This window comes from Collinsella aerofaciens (assembly GCF_015560135.1).
GTDB classification, from domain to species: Bacteria; Actinomycetota; Coriobacteriia; order Coriobacteriales; family Coriobacteriaceae; genus Collinsella; species Collinsella aerofaciens_AN.
Window position 1 is genome coordinate 188,446 of sequence record NZ_JADMRH010000001.1, and the last position, 18,552, is coordinate 206,997.

17 protein-coding genes are annotated in these 18,552 nt (G+C 55.8%); 14 read left to right on the forward strand and 3 right to left on the reverse strand.

What is annotated here, in order from left to right:
- The first annotated feature begins 56 nt into the window (after nt 1-56).
- The 5 genes from I2H19_RS00835 (at nt 57) to I2H19_RS00855 (ending at nt 5,683) form a co-directional block, all read left to right on the forward strand.
- Nucleotides 57-1,004, forward strand: coding sequence for an ATP-grasp fold amidoligase family protein (locus tag I2H19_RS00835; RefSeq protein ID WP_229089688.1), 948 nt, complete (start codon nt 57-59; stop codon nt 1,002-1,004).
- A gap of 84 nt (nt 1,005-1,088) precedes the next feature.
- A complete protein-coding gene (locus tag I2H19_RS00840) occupies nt 1,089-2,555 on the forward strand; it encodes a lipopolysaccharide biosynthesis protein (RefSeq protein WP_117564572.1) in 1,467 nt (488 codons plus the stop codon).
- Between the two features lie 66 nt (nt 2,556-2,621).
- Nucleotides 2,622-3,662 carry an NAD-dependent epimerase/dehydratase family protein gene (locus I2H19_RS00845; protein WP_117564571.1) on the forward strand — a complete coding sequence of 347 codons (1,041 nt, stop codon included), beginning with the start codon at nt 2,622-2,624 and terminating at the stop codon, nt 3,660-3,662.
- 151 nt (nt 3,663-3,813) lie between these two features.
- Nucleotides 3,814-4,185, forward strand: a complete 372-nt coding sequence (locus I2H19_RS00850; RefSeq protein WP_117564570.1) for a serine O-acetyltransferase — start codon at nt 3,814-3,816, stop codon at nt 4,183-4,185.
- A 340-nt stretch (nt 4,186-4,525) separates the two neighbouring features.
- Complete coding sequence (locus I2H19_RS00855) at nt 4,526-5,683, forward strand: hypothetical protein (protein ID WP_195620668.1); 1,158 nt, start codon at nt 4,526-4,528, stop codon at nt 5,681-5,683.
- 219 nt (nt 5,684-5,902) lie between these two features.
- On the opposite strand, the gene I2H19_RS00860 is transcribed toward I2H19_RS00855, so the two are convergent.
- The 3 genes from I2H19_RS00860 to I2H19_RS00870 all read right to left on the reverse strand — a co-directional run bounded on the left by I2H19_RS00860 (nt 5,903) and on the right by I2H19_RS00870 (nt 8,346).
- Nucleotides 5,903-6,586 carry a hypothetical protein gene (locus tag I2H19_RS00860; RefSeq protein WP_195620670.1) on the reverse strand — a complete coding sequence of 228 codons (684 nt, stop codon included), beginning with the start codon at nt 6,584-6,586 and terminating at the stop codon, nt 5,903-5,905.
- 188 nt (nt 6,587-6,774) lie between these two features.
- Entirely contained in the window at nt 6,775-7,446 is a 672-nt protein-coding gene (locus I2H19_RS00865) for a hypothetical protein (protein WP_195620672.1), read from the reverse strand.
- A 231-nt stretch (nt 7,447-7,677) separates the two neighbouring features.
- The gene (locus tag I2H19_RS00870) at nt 7,678-8,346 is read right to left on the reverse strand and encodes a hypothetical protein (RefSeq protein WP_195620674.1); all 669 of its coding nucleotides are present in this window, start codon (nt 8,344-8,346) and stop codon (nt 7,678-7,680) included.
- 116 nt (nt 8,347-8,462) lie between these two features.
- Here I2H19_RS00870 and I2H19_RS00875 point away from each other — a divergent pair, with 116 nt between their 5' ends.
- The 9 genes from I2H19_RS00875 (at nt 8,463) to pelF (ending at nt 18,550) form a co-directional block, all read left to right on the forward strand.
- Nucleotides 8,463-9,032, forward strand: a complete 570-nt coding sequence (locus I2H19_RS00875) for an SLATT domain-containing protein (RefSeq protein ID WP_195620680.1) — start codon at nt 8,463-8,465, stop codon at nt 9,030-9,032.
- Between the two features lie 14 nt (nt 9,033-9,046).
- Entirely contained in the window at nt 9,047-10,348 is a 1,302-nt protein-coding gene (locus I2H19_RS00880; RefSeq protein WP_195620681.1) for an SMODS domain-containing nucleotidyltransferase, read from the forward strand.
- 435 nt (nt 10,349-10,783) lie between these two features.
- Nucleotides 10,784-11,131: a type II toxin-antitoxin system MqsR family toxin gene (locus I2H19_RS00885; RefSeq protein ID WP_195620685.1), complete on the forward strand. Its 348-nt coding sequence runs from the start codon at nt 10,784-10,786 to the stop codon at nt 11,129-11,131.
- 10 nt (nt 11,132-11,141) lie between these two features.
- Nucleotides 11,142-11,654 carry a type II TA system antitoxin MqsA family protein gene (locus I2H19_RS00890; RefSeq protein WP_195620693.1) on the forward strand — a complete coding sequence of 171 codons (513 nt, stop codon included), beginning with the start codon at nt 11,142-11,144 and terminating at the stop codon, nt 11,652-11,654.
- The gene (locus I2H19_RS00895; protein ID WP_195620695.1) at nt 11,655-12,080 is read left to right on the forward strand and encodes a hypothetical protein; all 426 of its coding nucleotides are present in this window, start codon (nt 11,655-11,657) and stop codon (nt 12,078-12,080) included.
- 128 nt (nt 12,081-12,208) lie between these two features.
- Complete coding sequence (locus tag I2H19_RS00900) at nt 12,209-14,347, forward strand: DUF4118 domain-containing protein (RefSeq protein ID WP_195620697.1); 2,139 nt, start codon at nt 12,209-12,211, stop codon at nt 14,345-14,347.
- Nucleotides 14,344-15,249: a hypothetical protein gene (locus I2H19_RS00905; protein WP_195620699.1), complete on the forward strand. Its 906-nt coding sequence runs from the start codon at nt 14,344-14,346 to the stop codon at nt 15,247-15,249. The genes I2H19_RS00900 and I2H19_RS00905 overlap by 4 nt, the downstream gene beginning before the upstream one ends.
- Nucleotides 15,246-17,126 (forward strand): DUF2194 domain-containing protein, encoded by a 1,881-nt coding sequence (locus I2H19_RS00910; protein ID WP_195620701.1) that lies wholly within the window; start codon nt 15,246-15,248, stop codon nt 17,124-17,126. Before I2H19_RS00905 ends, I2H19_RS00910 begins: the two co-directional genes overlap by 4 nt.
- Nucleotides 17,123-18,550, forward strand: a complete 1,428-nt coding sequence (gene pelF, locus I2H19_RS00915; protein WP_195620704.1) for a GT4 family glycosyltransferase PelF — start codon at nt 17,123-17,125, stop codon at nt 18,548-18,550. Before I2H19_RS00910 ends, pelF begins: the two co-directional genes overlap by 4 nt.
- Nucleotides 18,551-18,552 lie beyond the last annotated feature (2 nt).

Below are 18,552 nucleotides of genomic sequence, written 5' to 3' on the forward strand. Positions count from 1 at the left end.
AGAGAATTAAAAAGTAAAACGCTTTGTTTAAGCTCGGACTTAAGGAAATTGTATATATGGAAAGCAAAATTAAAAAATACCTAAGTGACCCGTGGATGGCCTACTGTGCCTTTACGTCGAAGGGTCTAACGAAATGGGTTTCCGACAGGACGCACCTTCGATTGATGCATCGCGCCAAGTTGGGCATGTGGCCTAGCATAGACTCGCCGGTGACCTTCACTGAGAAGATGCAGTGGCTGAAGCTTAACGATCACAACCCTGCGTACACGACCATGGTCGACAAGTACCGCGCTAAGGACCTCATTGCCTCGCGTGTGGGCTCCGAGCACGTGGTCAAGACGTTGGGCGCCTGGAATTCCGCTGATGACATCGATGTGAGTGGGCTACCGGAGAAGTTCGTACTCAAGACGAACCACGACTGCGGCGGCGTGCTCATCTGCACTGACAAGGGACACTTCGATCTCAACGGTGCCAAGGACTTTTTTCGGGGTCATTTGAAGCAGAATTATTTTTACGGGTGCAGGGAATGGCCTTACAAGAACGTGAAGCCCGTCGTGTTCGCCGAGGAGTTCTTGGAGAGCGAGGGCGATAATGCCCGTGATGAAGACGATAACTGGGAAGGCATCGACGAGTTCGACTTCTTCTGCTTTGACGGGGAACCCCGGCTGATTTCTTATTGTCACGGGGACAAGAACGATTCTGAGAAGAGGTACAACGATTTCTACGACACTGAGTGGAATCTGCTGCCTTTGGCGATGGGATACGCGAGTTCCGAAGAGACGATCCCTGCCCCGGAGCAGCTCAGCGAGATGCTCGAGCTATCAAGGAAACTGAGTGACGGTGTACCTTTCTTGAGGGTCGACCTCTTCATCTGCAAGGGGCGCGTTCTCGTCGGCGAGCTGACTTTCTACCCGTGGGGCGGGTTTACGCCTTTCAGCCCCGCTGAGGCGGAGAGGACGTTGGGGCAAATGGTTTCTTTGCCTCAACGTGAAAACGAGGAATGATGGCAAACGAAAGCTGCATTCAGTGCGTGCGCATGGATAATCAGCCAGTAAGCGCGCTCCGGCGTTTCTTCATGGAGGTTTAGTATGTCCGACACAAAAGACCTCCGGGCGAGGTCGGCAAGCGCGGCAAAGTGGTCTCTGGCAACCGAGATTATCGCCAAAATCATCTCGCCTATCTCGCAGCTCGTCTTAGCGAGGCTGCTGGCGCCAGAGGCGTTTGGCATGGTGGCGACCGTCACCATGGTAGTGAGCTTTGCCGACATGTTCGCGGACGCCGGGTTCCAGAAGTACCTGGTGCAACACAGCTTCCGAGACAAAAAAGACCTGCATGCCAACGCTAACGTGGCCTTTTGGACGAACTTCGGCATATCGGTGGTCCTGTGGTGTCTCATTGCCATATTCAACGATCCGGTGGCCACCTTCGTGGGCAATCCGTCGCTGGGCTTTCCCTTGGCCGTGGCCTGCCTCTCTCTCCCGTTGACGTCGTTTTCGAGCATTCAGATGGCGTTGTTCCACCGTAATCTCGATTTCAAGTCGCTTATGCCGGTGAGACTGACGTCGACCTTACTTAACTTCGGCTCGACGCTTGTACTGGCGTTTATGGGATTTGGTTACTGGTCGCTTATCGTTGGCACTTTGGCGGCGAATATTGTAAATGCAGTGGGGCTGACTCTGCTGTCTGAGTGGAAGCCGCGTTTTTTCTACTCCTTCAACATGCTGAAGGCTATGTTCTCATTCAGCGGATGGACGCTTTTGGAGTCGTTCACCATATGGCTTTCCTCTTGGGCGGGCACCTTTATCGTGGGGCATTTCCTGGGTGCGGCTGAGTTGGGATATTACAAGACGCCAGTCACCTTTGTGAGCGGGTGCTTCGGGATTATCACGAACGCTACGACGCCCATCTTGTTCTCGTCACTTTCGCGCCTTCAGTTTGATCGGGAAGAATACGTTGCTTATCTGCGACGCTTCCAGTTCATGGTGGCATTGTTCCTGTTGCCGTTGTCTGCGGGTATCTTCGTATTCCGCGAGCCTTTGGTGGCCCTGTTGCTCGGCGATCAGTGGGGCGAGGCGACGCTCATGTTCGGGTTGTATGGGCTGGTGCAGGGGCCGATGGTGCTGCTCTCATACTACAGCAGCGAGATGTATCGCTCTCTTGGTAAACCGCGCGTGTCTACGCTTGTGCAGGTGATGTACCTCGTGTTGATGACGCCGCTTATGACCGTGGCGGCTATGCAAGGGTTCGATGCCGTCGTGTGGGCTGATGCGGGATTGAGAATCCTTTTGATTGCTATCAACCAAGTGGTCACATATTTCGTGGTTGGCCTTTCGTTTGGGCGCACTATGTTGTCGCTCAAGGAGCCCATTTTCTGCACATCGATGATGTGCGCATTTGCATGGGTGACGTATGGACTCGCATCTAGCAACTGGCTTGGCGTCGGGTTGGACATTGTAGGGTGCGTCGTTGTCTATTTCGCGATTTGCTTTGCTTTGCCCAAGAGTAGGAGGGTGCTGCTGAAGCTGGTCAAGGGCGGCGGCTTTAAAACGTTTTGAGGTCTGTAATTAACTTGTTGGGAGTTCCATCTCAGGACTTCCTTAAAACGAAAGAGTGGGGTATATATGCAGGATAGAAAAGTCCTCGTCACTGGCGCCGCCGGCTTCATCGGGGCGTTTCTGGTGAAGCGGCTGCTCGAAACCACCGACGACGCGATCATCGGTCTGGACAACGTGAACAGCTACTACGACCCTGGCATCAAGGAGGCTCGCCTGCGAATGCTGGCGGAGGTGGACAAGGCGGGGCGTTTCGCCTTCGTGCGCGGCGACCTGTGCGATGCCGCGTTGATAGAGCGCCTGTTCGCTGAGAACGGCTTCGACGTTGTGGTGAACTTGGCCGCCCAGGCGGGTGTGCGGTATTCCATTGAGAACCCGAGGGCTTACATCGACTCGAACCTGATTGGATTCTTTAACATTTTGGAAGGATGCCGTCATCACCCGGTGAAGCACCTGGTGTACGCGAGTTCGAGTTCGGTTTATGGCGGCAACGAGAAGGTTCCCTTCAGCGAGGAGGACCGCGTAGACTCCCCCGTGAGTTTGTATGCTGCCACCAAGAAGAGCAATGAACTCATGGCCGCGGCCTACTCCAAGCTCTACTCCATCCCGGCCACGGGTCTGCGCTTCTTTACGGTGTACGGGCCCATGGGAAGGCCCGACATGGCGTACTTCGGCTTCACCGAGAAGTTGCGTCGTGGCGATACGATTAAGATTTTCAACATGGGCGATTGTAAGCGCGACTTTACGTACGTGGACGATATTGTGGAGGGCGTGCGCAGGGTCATGGACGGCGCTCCTGAGGTCAAGATCGGTGCTGATGGTTTGCCAATTGCCGCTCATCGCGTGTATAACATCGGCAATTCGAATCCCGAGAACCTGCTGGACTTCGTGGACACCCTGCAGCGTGTGCTGGTTGAGGAGGGCGTGCTCCCCGCCGATTACGATTTCGAGGCGCATAAGCAGCTCGTTCCTATGCAGCCTGGTGACGTGCCTGTAACCTATGCGGATACTGGCGCCTTGGAGCGCGATTTTGGTTACAAACCCGCAACGCCGCTCGAGGACGGTCTTCGTGAATTCGCGAAGTGGTATCGCGAGTTCTACGGGAATTAGCTGGGTGATAGCAATGTCGAATGTATACAGCAGTGACCGTATTCGCTTTGGGGGGGGGTCTATTCTCTCAAACCATGCTTTGAGGTTTGTTTGGCTACTTCGAAAGTGCCAGAATTCGCACAATCCTTTATGGCATCTTTTTCGAAAGAGGATGGCTTGCAAATATGGTCTCGAGATCGCGCCTGCCACCTCGATTGGCGAAGGCTTGTATCTGGGTCACGCTTTTGGCATTACGGTAAACCCGAATGCCGTTATCGGTCGCAACTGCAATATGCACAAAGGTGTGACAATTGGTCGGGAAAACCGCGGCAAACGAAAAGGTGCGCCTGTTCTTGGCGATTGCGTTTGGCTTGGTGTCAACTCAACTATTGTTGGTGGCGTTCGTTTAGGCAACGACGTTCTCGTTGCACCGAACACTTATGTTAACTGCGACGTACCAAGCCATTCGATTGTGATTGGGCACCCATGCAAAATCATTTCTCGAGATGGGGCAACAGACGAATATATAAACAACAGGGTCTGAATAATAAAATCGGTTTTACATGTCTTATCCAGGATAGAGGGGGGGGGGATCGTCTTCGCTAATTACAGCGAGTTAGCGACTCAGTGAGCTTTGGCGCGCTCTGATGCGAGCGGAAGGTGAAGCAAACTGGAACGGGTAGTAGATTCCCAGAAGCTATATGCAACGTGAGTGTCAAAGATAGCGCGTCTTAACGCATAACCCTGCATTCCTCCTTTCACCGACTGGCAAAACGATTTACACCTAATTGTCGACATTACCCACGCGATTTATCTTTGCCCCCGCATCGATCTCGCTAAACTAATAACTGTCGCTACCAGGGCATTTTCTGGTGCACATTCTATTGGCTCCTGCGAAGATCGGAGCGGGTATGTTTGCCGCCGAGTCCCACGCCAGCCGTCATCACATCGCGATCGCTGCCATGGCCTGCCTATGCGTTTTGCTGGGCGGGCCTTCCTATGCCGCGGGCGCGGAGAGCCTGTTCATCGCGGGCGCGACGTACTGCGAGCCGGGCGTGTCGGGCCCCGGCTGGGCCTGGACCGATGCCGGCCACCTGGAGCTTGACGGCTACGCGGGCGACGCCATCGGCGCCGACGGCGACCTGGTCGTGACGCTTGCCGGGCGCAACTCGGTGACCGAGTCGCATGCGCCCGATGCGGACATCGCGCAGTGCGGCATGGAGGTGTGGGGCAGCCTGACGCTTCGCGGCACCGGGTCCCTGGCGGCATCGGGCTCGCAGTGCGCGATCCACGTCTCGCGGGCGCTCGCGGTGGACGGCTGCGCCGTCGATGCCCGGGCGGACGGGGCCGGCGTCACGGACGAGGCCGTGGCCGGCATGATCGCCGCCCGCATGGCCGTGCGCGGCGGCGGGCGCGTCGTCGCCGCCGGTGCCGCGCCCGCCGCCGGCGTGCAGGCTTTTGGCGTGTACCTGCAGGACGCGGGCGCGGGCGATGGCCCGGCTGCGTGCGGGCTTTCCGTAAATGCCTCGTGGCTCGATGCGTCTGGTGCCGATGGCGGCGTCGCGTGCGCAGGCGGGTCTCTCGTGTCCGCGCGGTTCGTGACGCCTGCGGGCGGGGCCTTTGGTGCTGGCGGCGTGGTGGATGCTTCCGGGGCCATGGCGCCGCATGTGGTGATCGAGCCCCAGGGCGCCACGGCGCCGGCGGGGGAGACCGACGGGCGCGAGGTGCCCGGCGGCGCGGGCGAGCCGGCCGGCGGCGGTCCTGCCGTTGAGCGGCCCGGTGCCGGGTCCGCGACGGATCCGGTCCTTAAGCCCGCGGCTGCGACGCCTAGGACAGCCGCGACGCCCAAGACGACAGTGACCAAGACCACGGCGTCCACGCCATCCAAGGCCAAGACCGTCAGCGCCGCCGCCACGCTCCCCAAGACCGCCGAAAACAACTGGATCGCCGCCTCCTTGGCGCTATTCCTGCTGGGAACAGCGCTTGTGTTTGTTAACGTCGTGATTGCGGTTCTAGGTAGGCCAAAGCGTAAAGGCGATTGACCGAACTGCTATACACTTTCTAGGTAGGGGCAATTGCAACGTGTATGACGCATAGCAGGGGCGCGCCGGCTATTCAAAGAAGCTCGGAAGCCTCTATGCGTCTGTGCAAAAGCGCGTGAACGAGCTCATCTCTTGAGCCCCCAAGAAATTCGCGAGCGCATCAACTCGGGCGTGGCCACCCTGCTGGCCGCGCCCCTCTGCATCGCGCTGCTGCTGGTTTTACCATTTCTGATTTGGGATAGGCACCTTCGCTAGCTCCATGCAAGTGAATTGTGGTCCCACGTGGATTCTTTGGGCCCGATCGCGAGCGCGGGCCCGAAGGCTGTAGTAGCTGGCCCATGCCGGGCGCGACGGGTCGCAGACGCTTTCCTGGCTGCCGCCGTCCCAATAGGTGGGCACGTCCATGCGCGCCTTGGCCTGGGTCGAGCCGTTGGTCTGGGTTACGTGGAAGGTCGTCGCGGTGCCCGCGGGGGCGTCGTTCCACGAGACGGTGAAGGTGACGCCGTTTTGGGTTGCGGTGGCGCAGTGGGCGTAGGCGGTTTGTGACGCGGCGGAGATTGTGGCGGGCGTGGGGTTGGTCTGGGCTCGGAGGGATGGGGCAGGGGTGCCGGTTGCGGCGGTGGTGCCGGGCGTGGCGGCGGTGCCGTCGGTGGTTTCCGTGTTGGCCGCGCTGGTGCCGGTGGATGTTGCGGTGCTGACCTCTACGGTATCTGCTGTCGCATTTGCGTTGGTGCCGTCTTCGGCCCTGCCTGTGTTGCTGCTCGTGGCGGCGTCGGCTTGCGACTGCTGCTCGGCGGTCTCCTGAGGCTGGATGGCTTCCGCGACGGCTGCCATGGGCATCGTCGCGCTGGCTATGGACGTGCACGCGATCGCGCAGAGCAGGTAGTAAAGGGGTCGTTTCATAGCGGAGCCTCTCGGTGAGCAGCCAATAGGGTCCGAAGGCAGCTCCAGGCCAGCACTCCGCACATATTTTGTTGGGGTTTATTTTACGGGAATAACAGTCAACATCAGTGAACTTTCTGGGGGATTGTTGGGGGGAGGCGGTGGCCCCACTTTAGTCCCCGGTGGCGCTCGGGCTCGTGCTTCGTTGACTATGCCTGATGCGACAACTCCAGCATGAGGTCGCCTTGCGCCTCTTCGAGACTCGCCACCGAGACCTTCCAGGAAAAGCCAGTGAGGCCACTGCCTAGGTCAAGCTCTGCATGGTCGTATTCTTCAATTTTGCAGCCAGGGTGTTTCTCGTCGGGTATAAGACGGCATTCGACCGGCTGCGTCCCGATGATTCGGTACTCACGCTGATATGCGTACTTGGGCGTTTTAATAACGAGATTGTGCGGGATGCCCTCAAAGATCTCGTGGATCAGTTTTGGTCCGGGTACGCCATAGGAGATGGGACCGTGGGCGTAGATGCTTCCGTCGTCGGTGGTGTGTCTGTCGGCGAGGCGCGCGAAGCTGGCGTACTGCACAATGCTGATCCATCCGTCCTCGCATCCGAACTCCTGGATCATGCGTTTCGGGATATTCACAGTGTTGTTGACGATATCGTTCTCGCGGACCGTGTACATGCAGTAGATAGGCAGGCAAGTATATCTGTAGAGGCACGCCCCGGGAGCCATGGAAGCTTCGAGCGGATCGCCCTGTTCGCCAGGCAGGCCATGGTAGTAGCCGGCTGCGTTCATGTAGAGGTGACCGTTTATCAGGTCGTCGATGTATGCTTCCCTGGGTGCGAACTTAAGTAGGCATGCGATGCCGTCTTTGAGCATAGCGGATCCTTTCTTGGGTGGAGGTGCCCCGGGCCGCTTTGTGCGTCCGGGTTGCTTGCCACCAAGGTAAGGGCGCTTGGTGGGACCCTCGTGCCGGATTGGCGTGGATTTGCGACGCTTGGGTGTGCTGGCTCATTGGGACTCTGAGGCTTGTACAGCAAAGAACTCTGGGGGCTTTATTCCGACCTGCTGCGAAATGGTCTGCTAGTTGAGCGGTTATAGTAACTCAGCTCAGCTTGACTCTGCGATGTTCACTTCCTTGTTTGCTTCAAGAGCAATTCGATACTGGTCTGCGTATCCGAATTCAAGGGATACGCATGTCGATGCATCGAGGTCGAAAATGTAATTGTATCCAGGGACCGAGACGATAACGGATACGAAGTGCCATGAGTGATCTCGGGATTCTTTTTTCATGTTGGAGAGCGCTTCGCGAAGCATTTCCTCGTCAGCAAGAATATTGGATCTGACAAACAACTCGTTTCTCCTAAAGAGTTCGTAGTCACCAGAGTCGAGTCTGTCCAGCTTTTTGCGAAGAGCTTCAATAATCGGCTCGAATGAATCCGTACCATTTGGACCAAACAGGACTCCTTTTTCGAAATGCGCTCCACATTGCTCAATAAGTTCGATTCGGCGTTTTTCCTGAGAAGAATCATTCTCGTATAGGAGTTTGGAATAGAGGGATTCTGCCTTTCTGCTGTCTTGCGATTGGGAAGCTGTTACCTCGATGCCTAGGGACTGCGCCCGATCGATCAGATCCGGTTTGTCGCTGTAAGCCAAATTGCCATATTTGTTGCTATCGATAAATTGCAGAACATGTCTCGCATAACACTCCCAGATATCGATTTTGGTCCTGCCAAGGATGGGCTTGACGTAGCTTTCGCTATCAATGGGGCTATGCATATGGCTCACTTCTGGTACTCGAATCTCGGGGTTAATGTCTGCCTTATTGTGCAATATTTTTTGTCCTCGCGGCGTCCTATCCTTTTAGAAAAACACTGACTGTTTGGAGGATAGTAATGGAAACAACCGCTGAAGAGTTTGAAGAAAGGCGCAGGCTCTTACTGCAAATAGCTGAGGCTTATGCAAATCTTTTATATACGTATAAGACGCAGCTCGTTGCGGCAGACAGCGCCAACGGACTCAACAACCGTTTATCCGTAATGCAGACTGTTTTGACATCGGTTTCCGCTTGTGGCTTTGTAAGTATCTGGCTATCTGGAATGGAAATTGCGGCGCTGGTTGCCGCCGGGCTATCTGTCATCAGTCTAGCAATAACAATTTATCTTAAAGGGGCAAACTTGAGCGAGAGGGCAAATTGTCATGGCGCAACCGCAGATGCAATTTGGGTGATTCTTCAGGGGTATCTATCACTTCTTGCCGACATCCGCTCATTTGATTTGGCGGAAATCAGATCTCGTCGCGATTCTCTTCAAAAGGAAGTTGCTTCAATTTACGCAAAAAGCCCTATGACAAATCCCAAAGCTTATTCAAAGGCCCGTGAAAGCATTAAGGCAGGTAACTGTGGGTTTTCTCCGGTGGAGATAGAACAGATACTCCCTGTCGGATTGAGGGATTTGGTTAGATAACTGAAGGGACCAACATGGACGAAAAGCAATCTTTTGAGAATTTCTTCGAATCAATTTCGCTTGATTCATTGAGTGAGTATCAATCGTCGATTGAGTCATTGACGAAATTATTGAACAAAAAATACTACGATTTGGATTCTGTCGATGATCATTGTCTTGTGGTCGGATCAGTTGGTCGGCAAACTGCTGTTTCCGAAACTAGCGATCTTGACCTTTTGTTTGTACTGCCGCAGGAAGTTTATACGAGATTCAATGCCTATGACTCTAATGGGCAGTCGGCGCTTCTCCAAGAAGTCAAAAAAACAATTAAAAGCCGTTACCCCAAGACTGACATAAAAGGTGACGGACAAGCTGTAGTGATTAACTTCACAGATAGGTTTTATTCGATTGATTTGGTTCCTGCTTTTGAGCAGGACGACGGATCGTTCAAATATCCCGATTCAAATGATGGTGGGTCTTGGAAAAAGACGGATCCTATTCCTGAGCAAGGTGCCTGTTCTACTCTATTTGAAAAGACCGATGGAGATGGCAAAAGGCTCTGCAATGCTTTAAGGGTTTGGAAAAATACTCTCGGATTCCATTTCAAGGGACTGCTCATCGATACTCTTGTTAATAATTTTTACAGCCAGGATGACCGCTCAGGTGAACCTTATGATCTTTTGGCTGATCTCTTTGAATTTCTGTCCGAGCAAGATCGCGAACAATCATTTTGGCATGCCCTGGGTAGTAACCAGCAGGTTACAAATGATGATGGCGGGGCGTTTGTGCCAAAAGCCAAGAAAGCTCATGGAAAACTAATCGATGCCACTAGCTCTGATGAAAAAGAGCAAGCTCTCATTGATTTATTTGGAAAGTCATTCTCCGACGCTGTTGTCGATGGTTCTTCCGATAGTGAAGAAGCCCAATTTGCTTCCAGGTATGGCGTGGCCATTGAGGAGCGATTTGTCGAGGATATATTTAAGGTTGACATTCGTCGTTCGATGGATATCGATTGCGAAGTTATACAGCGTGGATTTAGACCCTCATTACTTAGGGATATGTTGTCTAGGCATTGTCCTTTGCTACGAAGGCGTTCGCTTCACTTCTTTGTTGTCAATGCTGCTTCTTTTAGAGATTGCGTTTTTTACTGGAAAGTTCGCAACTGCGGTGAAGCTGCATTTCAGAGAAACTGCATCCGAGGCGAAATTCAACGTGGCAATAAAGATGGCTTTCATGATGAGAAGACTGATTTTGTTGGCCCACATTATGTTGAGTGCTATGCGGTTAGGAGCGGCGTTTGTATAGCACGATCTAGAATTGAAGTTCCTATCAGTTAGCTTAAAGTACGAACTGCGCTTTTGATCTGGTTGAAGAGGATGTCCTCAGTGATACAGTCGTCGTGCACTTTGCGTGAGGCGGAGACAAAGAAGGGCCGTTGTTCGGTTTCCGACAACGGCCCTTTGACGTTTCCGCGACAACTGGATGTTGTCGCGGATGCCGCTAATGTTGCTAGAACATGCTTTGCAGGGCCTCGCATTTCGGATGTGCTGGGAAAAATCGAAAACCTCCGAGCACAACTCGTATTGTGACGACAAAACCGCAGGTCGTGGAAGGGCAAGACCGAGGTCTGGTCCCCAGATCTCCGTCTTGCCCCGCACTTCCGGATAGACGCAAAATAGGGGCGTTAATGCGCCTGGCGTGGACCGTTATATAGAGTTGCCAATTGGCAACAAGACGAATATAGTTAGCATTATGCTAACTAAGGGGTGGTTATGAATCGAACCAAGCTCCGACCGACATATTCACTTGACGAAGCGAAGTCTTTGGCTCGCTCGGGAAAGATGATTGTAAATGGTAGGGTGCGCAGACACCTGATGAATCAGTTTGGTTATTTGGACATCGATCATTTCCTTGCTGACCTATTTGATTATCTGAAGCCTGACGATTTTAGAAAATCCATCGCGCTCGATATGGATGGGCCTCTGCATGATGTTTACGCAGATGTCTACGTGTGCCGAGGTTTTGAATGCGAGGATTGGTACGTTAAGTTTTCAATTGATTCCGAAGGCAATGCGCATTTAAACGTTTTGTCTGCGAACATCGATGGATACATTCATTAAAGGAGGAGTCATGCGTTGCATGGAATGCGGCAAAGAAATGCAATTTACCACGGCGCCAATGACTGAAATTTACCGTGGCGAGAAAATTACCGTAAAAGGAATTGAGCATTATGTTTGCGAGTGCGGTAACGATGAAATGACTGCTACAGAGGCGACTAAGCTTGCCCATGCACTGGCTTCCCAATATGCTAAGGCTCATGAACTTTTATCTCCCTCGGATATAAAGGATTTGCGCTCTGATCTTGGTTTGACTCAGCATGAGTTTGAGTCGCTATTAGGGGTTTCAAAACCCACGGCGTCTCGTTGGGAGAACGGGGCATCGCAACAATCTATTACCGCAAATAATCTTATGAGGCTCATTCGAGATGTCCCGGAGGCGCGTAAATATCTGGGTCTCTCTTCTGGTGAGACGACCTCAGGACTTAACACATCGCGGTTTTCGGTGATACCAGGAGGAGAGGCTCCAGCTTATAGGGACTCGACTCCTTTGGCAGATGAGAATGCCTTTCGATTGGAGATGTAGATGGAATCGTTACAGAAGCAACGCATTGAATCTCCGCTGATTACGTGCGTGACCAGAAAAGTGGACAGTTTTTCATTTGATGGCGGAGTGACTCCGAAAAAGGGCATCAATAAGTCTGACGTTGAATGCAACGTCCGAAATGCTATTACCAGTGCATTCTCGGACGAAAACGGAGTCAGGTTTCGTCAGCTCAACTTAGTTATTGAGCTTTTACCTGGCGATGAGGGCCATTATTACCGTTCCGAAATATCCGTTTCTGGCATATATCGCGCTCCTGCGAATTTAGATGACGATGCTTTTGACAGAGAAGCACTTAGCACCGGTATGCAGGACCTGTATTCCTATGCAAGAGGCTTTATTGAAAATGTCGCAGCTGGTGGAGTGTGGGGGCCACTTTATCTGCCACAGATTGGATTCACTATCTAGCTCTCGATGTCCCCACATCCTTTAAAAAAGTTCTTAAAACAACCTTAAAGGCGCCCCAGCTCGCGTTGACAGCGTAAAATACGCATGTTTGACTATGACAGAAGTGGTTTTTAGGGGAGGAGTACGCCATGGAGGTGCTGGTTGTTGGCAACACCGCATATGTTGACGATGACTTTTGTGCCAAGGCATTCCCTGGGGACCACGTTAAGGTTGTAGCCGCGCAGGAATCGCGCCGCGACGAGTCGTCGCCCCATGCCTCGTGGAAAGAGCTGCTTCAGCACTTGGAACAGGCCTACGAGTTCGACCGCGTGGTCTACCTGTCTAATTACCTTACCCCGCATACCGATACCGTGGGCGATATCGAGCTACTGCGCTCGGTCTTTCGTACGTGCGCGGGTCGCCGGGTCCAACTACTGTATGTAGCGGGGCCCGCGGGTGCCGAGGGCGCCGCCGATGCCGCGGGGCGAACGGGCAAGGGCATTATCGCGCACGCAGCCAACGACCTGTGCCGCTACTACGCTGCTCGCGAGGGCGTTCAGACCAAGATCCTGCGCGTGCCGTTCCTGTATACCGCGTCTGCCGCGCTGGAGGACCCGTTTTTGGTGCCGATGCTCGACGCATGCTCAACTGGATCGGCCGCTCTGCAGGGCGCGCAGGATGCGGCGTTTCCCCTGCTGTGTGCCGAGGAGCTTTCGGTGCTGGTACGCCGTATCTTCGACAGCTGGGATGGCAACTTTGAGACACTCGATGTAGTCGATACCTTCCATCACACGGTGGGTGAGGTGGGCGAGGCCCTTCAGGCGCTGTTTCCAGGGCTCTCAGTTGCCTATGGCGATTCTGCCGGCTACGCCCTGCCCGCCAGCGACGTCGTTCGCGTGCGTTATGGCTGGTTTCAGCGTTACGACTTGCTGCGCGACCTCTCGACCATTCAGGCTCGCTGGGATGCTGGCCGTGCAAAGAAGGTCAACCCCTTGCGCGCGGCCATCGACCGCATTCAAATGCGCACGCTGCCTGTCAAATGCCTGGAGACGGGCGTTGCCTGGGTTCTGTTCGAGGTGCTGGAGCGCTTGTTCTCCCAATCGGCCCAGCTCAACGTGCTCGATTATCGCCTGCTCTACGTGGTGCTGATCGGCACGCTGTATGGCTTGGACTTTGGCCTGGTTGCGGCGCTGCTGGCGTCGGTGGGTTTGGCCGCGAGCTACTTTACTCAGTACGGCTATACCTTCCAGGGTCTGTTCTATGAGCCGTCTAACTGGCTGCCGTTTATTGCGTACTTTGTTGTGGGTGCCGTGTGCGGCTATGTGCAGCTGCGCAACAGCGAAGCCATTAGGGCGGAGCGCGATCAAAACGAGCTCGTGCGCAACCGCAATACGTTCCTTACGCAGCTCTACCACGACGCGATCGAGGACAAGCGCGCGTACAGGCGCCAGATCGTGGGTCGCCACGACAGCTTTGGCAAGATCTTTGCCGTGACGCAGGAGCTCGACGTGTTCAACCCACGCGACATCTATCGCAAGTGCTGCGAGCTTTTGGGCGAGATCCTCGAGAACGATTCAGTGGCGATCTACCATGTTTCGGGCGGGGCATTTGCACGCCTGGTGGCAGCAAGTCCCGCGATTGCCGAAGATGCCGCACGCTCGCTCACGCTTGAGCAGCTTGCACCTCTTTTGGGCGACGGGGGTCGTTCGAATCTGTGGGTGAACCGCGAGCTGACGCCGGGGCTTCCCATGTTTGGATACACGATCGAGCGTGACGGGGCGCCCGCCGTGTTGATCTTTGTGCGTCGTGCGGCCGAAAACCAAATGACCCTTTATTATCAAAACTTGTTCCGCATCTTGTGCAGCCTGGTCGAAAGCGCGCTGGGCCGTGCCTTTGACTATGAGGCGGTGGCACAGGATAAACGCTGCGTTGACGGCACTTGCGTGCTCAAGCAGGCTGCCTTTGGCCAAGAGCTCGCGGCCGAGCAGGCGCTGGCAGATGGCAAGATGGGCAGCTTTTTGCTCCTGCGCGTGGTACCGGGCATGGAGCCTGTCGGCGAGCTGGTGGGCGCAATTGGGTCGGCAATCCGCGAGAGCGATGCGGCGGGCCTGGTCGATGGTGACGTGCTTTACCTGCTTATGCGCCAGGCAAAGGCGTGCGATCTGCCCATTATCCGCGAGCGCCTGAGCGCAAAGCAGATTGCGGTGGAGCCCGTCGACGGCGAGGACATCGTGGCGCTACTGCAGCACATCGCTTACACCGGTGACGGTGAGGGGGGTGCCGCTTGATCTCGCTTGTCGTTGCCGCAGTCTTGTTGCTGATTCATGCTCTGGTTTGTCTGATGCTGTGGACGCTCATGAAGTTGGGCCTGCTGCCGGTGCGCGGGCATATGCTGGCTGTGATAGTGCTGGTGCCGCTGTGGGGCCCGTTGCTGGTGGTTCTGCTATCGGTCCGCGGCGCGGTGTTTGGCGAGGGGCTGAAAGAGTCTGCGTTGGAGTCGCTGCGCTTTAACGATGACCTGCATCGCAGTATGTCGGTACCGAGTGGTGAGGACGATGCAGGCGTAGTGCCGCTCGAGGAGGCGCTCATCGTCAACGACCCGGCATACCGGCGCCGCCTAATGCTCTCCATGCTCACCGAGGAGCCCGACGCGTACCTGGCGCAGCTGCAGGCGGCTAAGCTTAACGACGACGTTGAGGTGGCGCACTATGCCGCGACGGCGGTGGCGCAGATCTCCAAGGAGTCCGACCTTAAACTGCAGCAGCTGGAGCGCGCCTTTAAGACGGACCCGAGCGCGCAAAACCTCATCGAATACTGTGATTTTCTTGGTGAATACTTAGGCTCGGGCTTGGCCGAGGGGCGCGTGGCTCAGATTCAGCGCCAACAGTACGCGCGCCTGCTTGCGCGTCGCTGCGAGCGCGAAGACACTTTTGAGCTGCGCATTCGATACGCGACGGCGCTGGCCGATGTCGGACAGATCGACGAGGCGCAGGCCGTGACCGACCAGCTGGTGCTCGACGTGCCCGAGGAGCAGGAGGTTTGGATGCTTTGCCTGCGCCTGGCCGTGATGCGCCGCGATGGTGACGAGGTCCACCGTGTGATCGATGCGATTGACGAGCAACATGTGTATTTGAGCGCCGACAACCGCGAACAGTTGGCGTTTTGGCGCGACGGGGAGGAGGCCAGATGAGCGTGGCGCAACATATCCGCGACCGTGCAGGTCGCTTTCGTTGGATGGGGCTCCTCGTGGTGTGGGCGGTCTTTACTGCCATGGCCGCCGTGCTGCTGGTGGAGCGTTCCGGCGTGCAGTACAGTGCGGGCCAGCATAAGCTGGGGATGCTTGCCGCCAACGATGCGGTGCCGGCCTCCTCGGCAATCTTTGGCCAAAAGCCCACGTGCCTGGTCATTACCGACTCGGATCAAGATGGCGTCGAGGACGTAAAGGAACAGTTCGACCAGATCCTGCTCGACATGAAGATCGCCCATCGCGATGTTGATATTGCCATCGACGGTGCGGACGCGATCCCATCGCTCACGTCGTTTGATCGCGTGATTCTGCTTATGCCCTCGCTTGACGGACTGGGTGCGCATCTGACCGATCTGATGAGTTGGGTGAGTGCGGGCGGCTCACTCATGCTGGGCATGACGCCAGATAACTCGAACTGCCTGCAGGCTATTGCTTCCAAGCTTGGGATCGAATCGGCCGGATATGACTATGCGACAGCCGAAAGTATCGTTCCGAGCGAGGACTTTATGTTGGGCGGAGGAGAGCGCTACGAGTTCTCGGACCCCTTCGATTCTTCGCTTTCGGTTTCATTGCGCGAAACGGCGCACGTCTGGGCAAGGACCGGTGACGCGGGCACGCCGCTCATTTGGTCTAACGATTGCGGCAGTGGTCACACCGTGGCGTGCAACATTGGCATCTACGACAAGGTTATGCGTGGGTTCTATGCTTCGGCCATAAGCTTGCTGGGTGATGCCACGGCCTATCCGGTCATCAACAGCGCCGTGTTCTATTTGGACGACTTTCCCAGCCCCGTGCCCTCGGGCGATGGTACTTATATCAAGCGTGACTACGGCCTTTCCATTGCGGATTTTTACACCAAGGTCTGGTGGCCCGATCTGCAAAAGCTCGCGCAAAAATATGGCATTCGCTATACCGGCGTGATGATCGAAAACTACGAGGACGCGGTCAACCAGACCGAGCCCGCGCGACAGGCCGATACCACGCAGTTTCGATATTTTGGCGGCATGCTGCTGCAGATGGGCGGCGAGCTGGGCTTTCACGGTTACAACCATCAGCCTCTGGCGCTCTGGGACACCGACTACGGCACGCTGTACGACTACAAGACTTGGAAGAACAAAGAGACGCTTGCCGCTTCGCTCAACGAACTTATCGCGTTTCAGGACGAGGTCCTGCCCAACGCTCATGGCTCGGTTTACGTGCCGCCATCGAATATCCTTTCTGCCCGAGCGCGCAAGCTCATCGGCACCGACGTTCCGCGCATTAAGACCATCGCCAGTACGTATTTTGAGGATGGCACCGACCTGCCGTACGTGCAGGAGTTTGGCGTGGCGAGCGATGGCATTGTGGAGCAGCCACGTATTGTTTCGGGCGGCATGGTCGACGATTCCTATATGCGCCTGGCAGCCGTGTCCGAGCTCAACATGCACTACGTGAGCACGCACTTTATGCACCCGGACGACCTTTTGGACCCTGATCGCGGAGCCAAGGAGGGCTGGGAGGTCTACAAGGGCGGCCTGGTCGACTACCTGGACTGGCTTACCAAGTCGGCGCCCGATCTGCGGCACCAGACGGCGTCGGAGTGCTCCGGTGCCATCCAGCGTTTTTCGTCCGTGACGGTGAGCGTGGATACCAGCGCGGATGCCTGGACGCTCAGCCTGGGCAATTTCCACGACGAGGCGTGGCTCATGTTCCGCGCCAATAATGGCGAGCCGGGTGCAGTCACGGGTGGCGAGATTACGCATCTGACGGGCAATCTGTATCTGCTCAAGGCAAATGATAAGACCCTGACGATCGAGCGCAAGGAGGGTGGCGACAGATGAGAATCTGCTTGGTACTCGAGGGTTGCTACCCCTATGTGCACGGCGGCGTATCTACCTGGATGCATGGCTATATCCAGGCCATGCCCGAGCACGAGTTCGTGCTGTGGGTGATTGGCGCGCATGCTGCCGACCGCGGCAAATTTGTCTACGAGCTGCCCAGCAACGTGGTCGAGGTGCACGAGGTGTTCCTGGACGATGCCCTGCGGCTTTCGGGCGAGCAACACGAAGCCAGTTTTAACGACCGCGAGCGCGAGGCGCTACGCCGCCTGGTGTCGCTCTCCAATCCGGACTGGGACGTGCTGTTCGATATCTTCCAGCGCCGTCGCGTACATCCGCTCTCGTTTTTGCAGAGCCGCACGTTTATGGATAATTTCCGCGACGTGTGCCTTGCCGAGTACCCCTACACGCCTTTTGCCGACGCATTCCACACCATGCGCTCTATGTTGCTTCCCGTGCTCTACCTGTTGGGCAGCGAGGTGCCGGTGGCCGATGTGTACCACGCCATCTCGACCGGCTACGGTGGCCTGCTCGCCTGCCTGGGCTCAAGCGTTCGCCATGCGCCGGTGCTGCTGACCGAACATGGCATCTATACCCGCGAGCGCGAGGAAGAGATCATTCGCGCCGATTGGGTGGTGCCTTCGTTTAAGGACCGCTGGATTCGCTTTTTCTACCTGCTTTCGGAGGAGATCTACCGCCGCGCCTTCCGCGTGACGAGTTTGTTCCATAACGCCCGCAAGACGCAGATCGATATGGGTTGCGATGCAGACAAATGTCTGGTCATCCCCAACGGTATCCAGTTCGACCGCTTTAAGGACATTCCCTTAAAGACCGATGACGGCTGGGTGGATATTGGCGCGGTGGTGCGCCTTGCGCCCATCAAGGATGTCAAGACCATGATCTATGCCTTCTTTGAGCTGCACGAGCGCCTGCCCAAGGTGCGCCTGCACATCATGGGCGGCGTGGACGACGAGGAGTACGGCGCCGAGTGCCACGCGCTGGTCGAAACCCTGGGCGTGCGCGACCTGATCTTTACCGGCCGCGTCAACGTGGTCGAGTACATGGAAAAGCTCGACTTTACCATTTTGACGAGCATCTCCGAAGGTCAGCCGCTCAGCGTGCTGGAGTCGCTTGCCGCGTGTCGTCCCTGCGTGACGACCGAGGTGGGCTGCTGCCGTGAACTGCTCGAAGGCGCTCCGGGCGATGGCTTTGGCGTGGCAGGTTTTGTGACACCGCCTATGTATCGCAAGGGCTTGGCCGATGCCATGGAACGCATGTGCACAAGCCGCGCTCGTCGCATTGAGATGGGGGAACGCGGCCAGCGTCGCGTTGCCACGTACTTTTTGCACGAGCAGATGCTCGCCAACTATCGCGCGCTGTATGACGAGACGGCGCGTGCGTTTAACCTGCCCAGAGAGGGGGAGTAGCC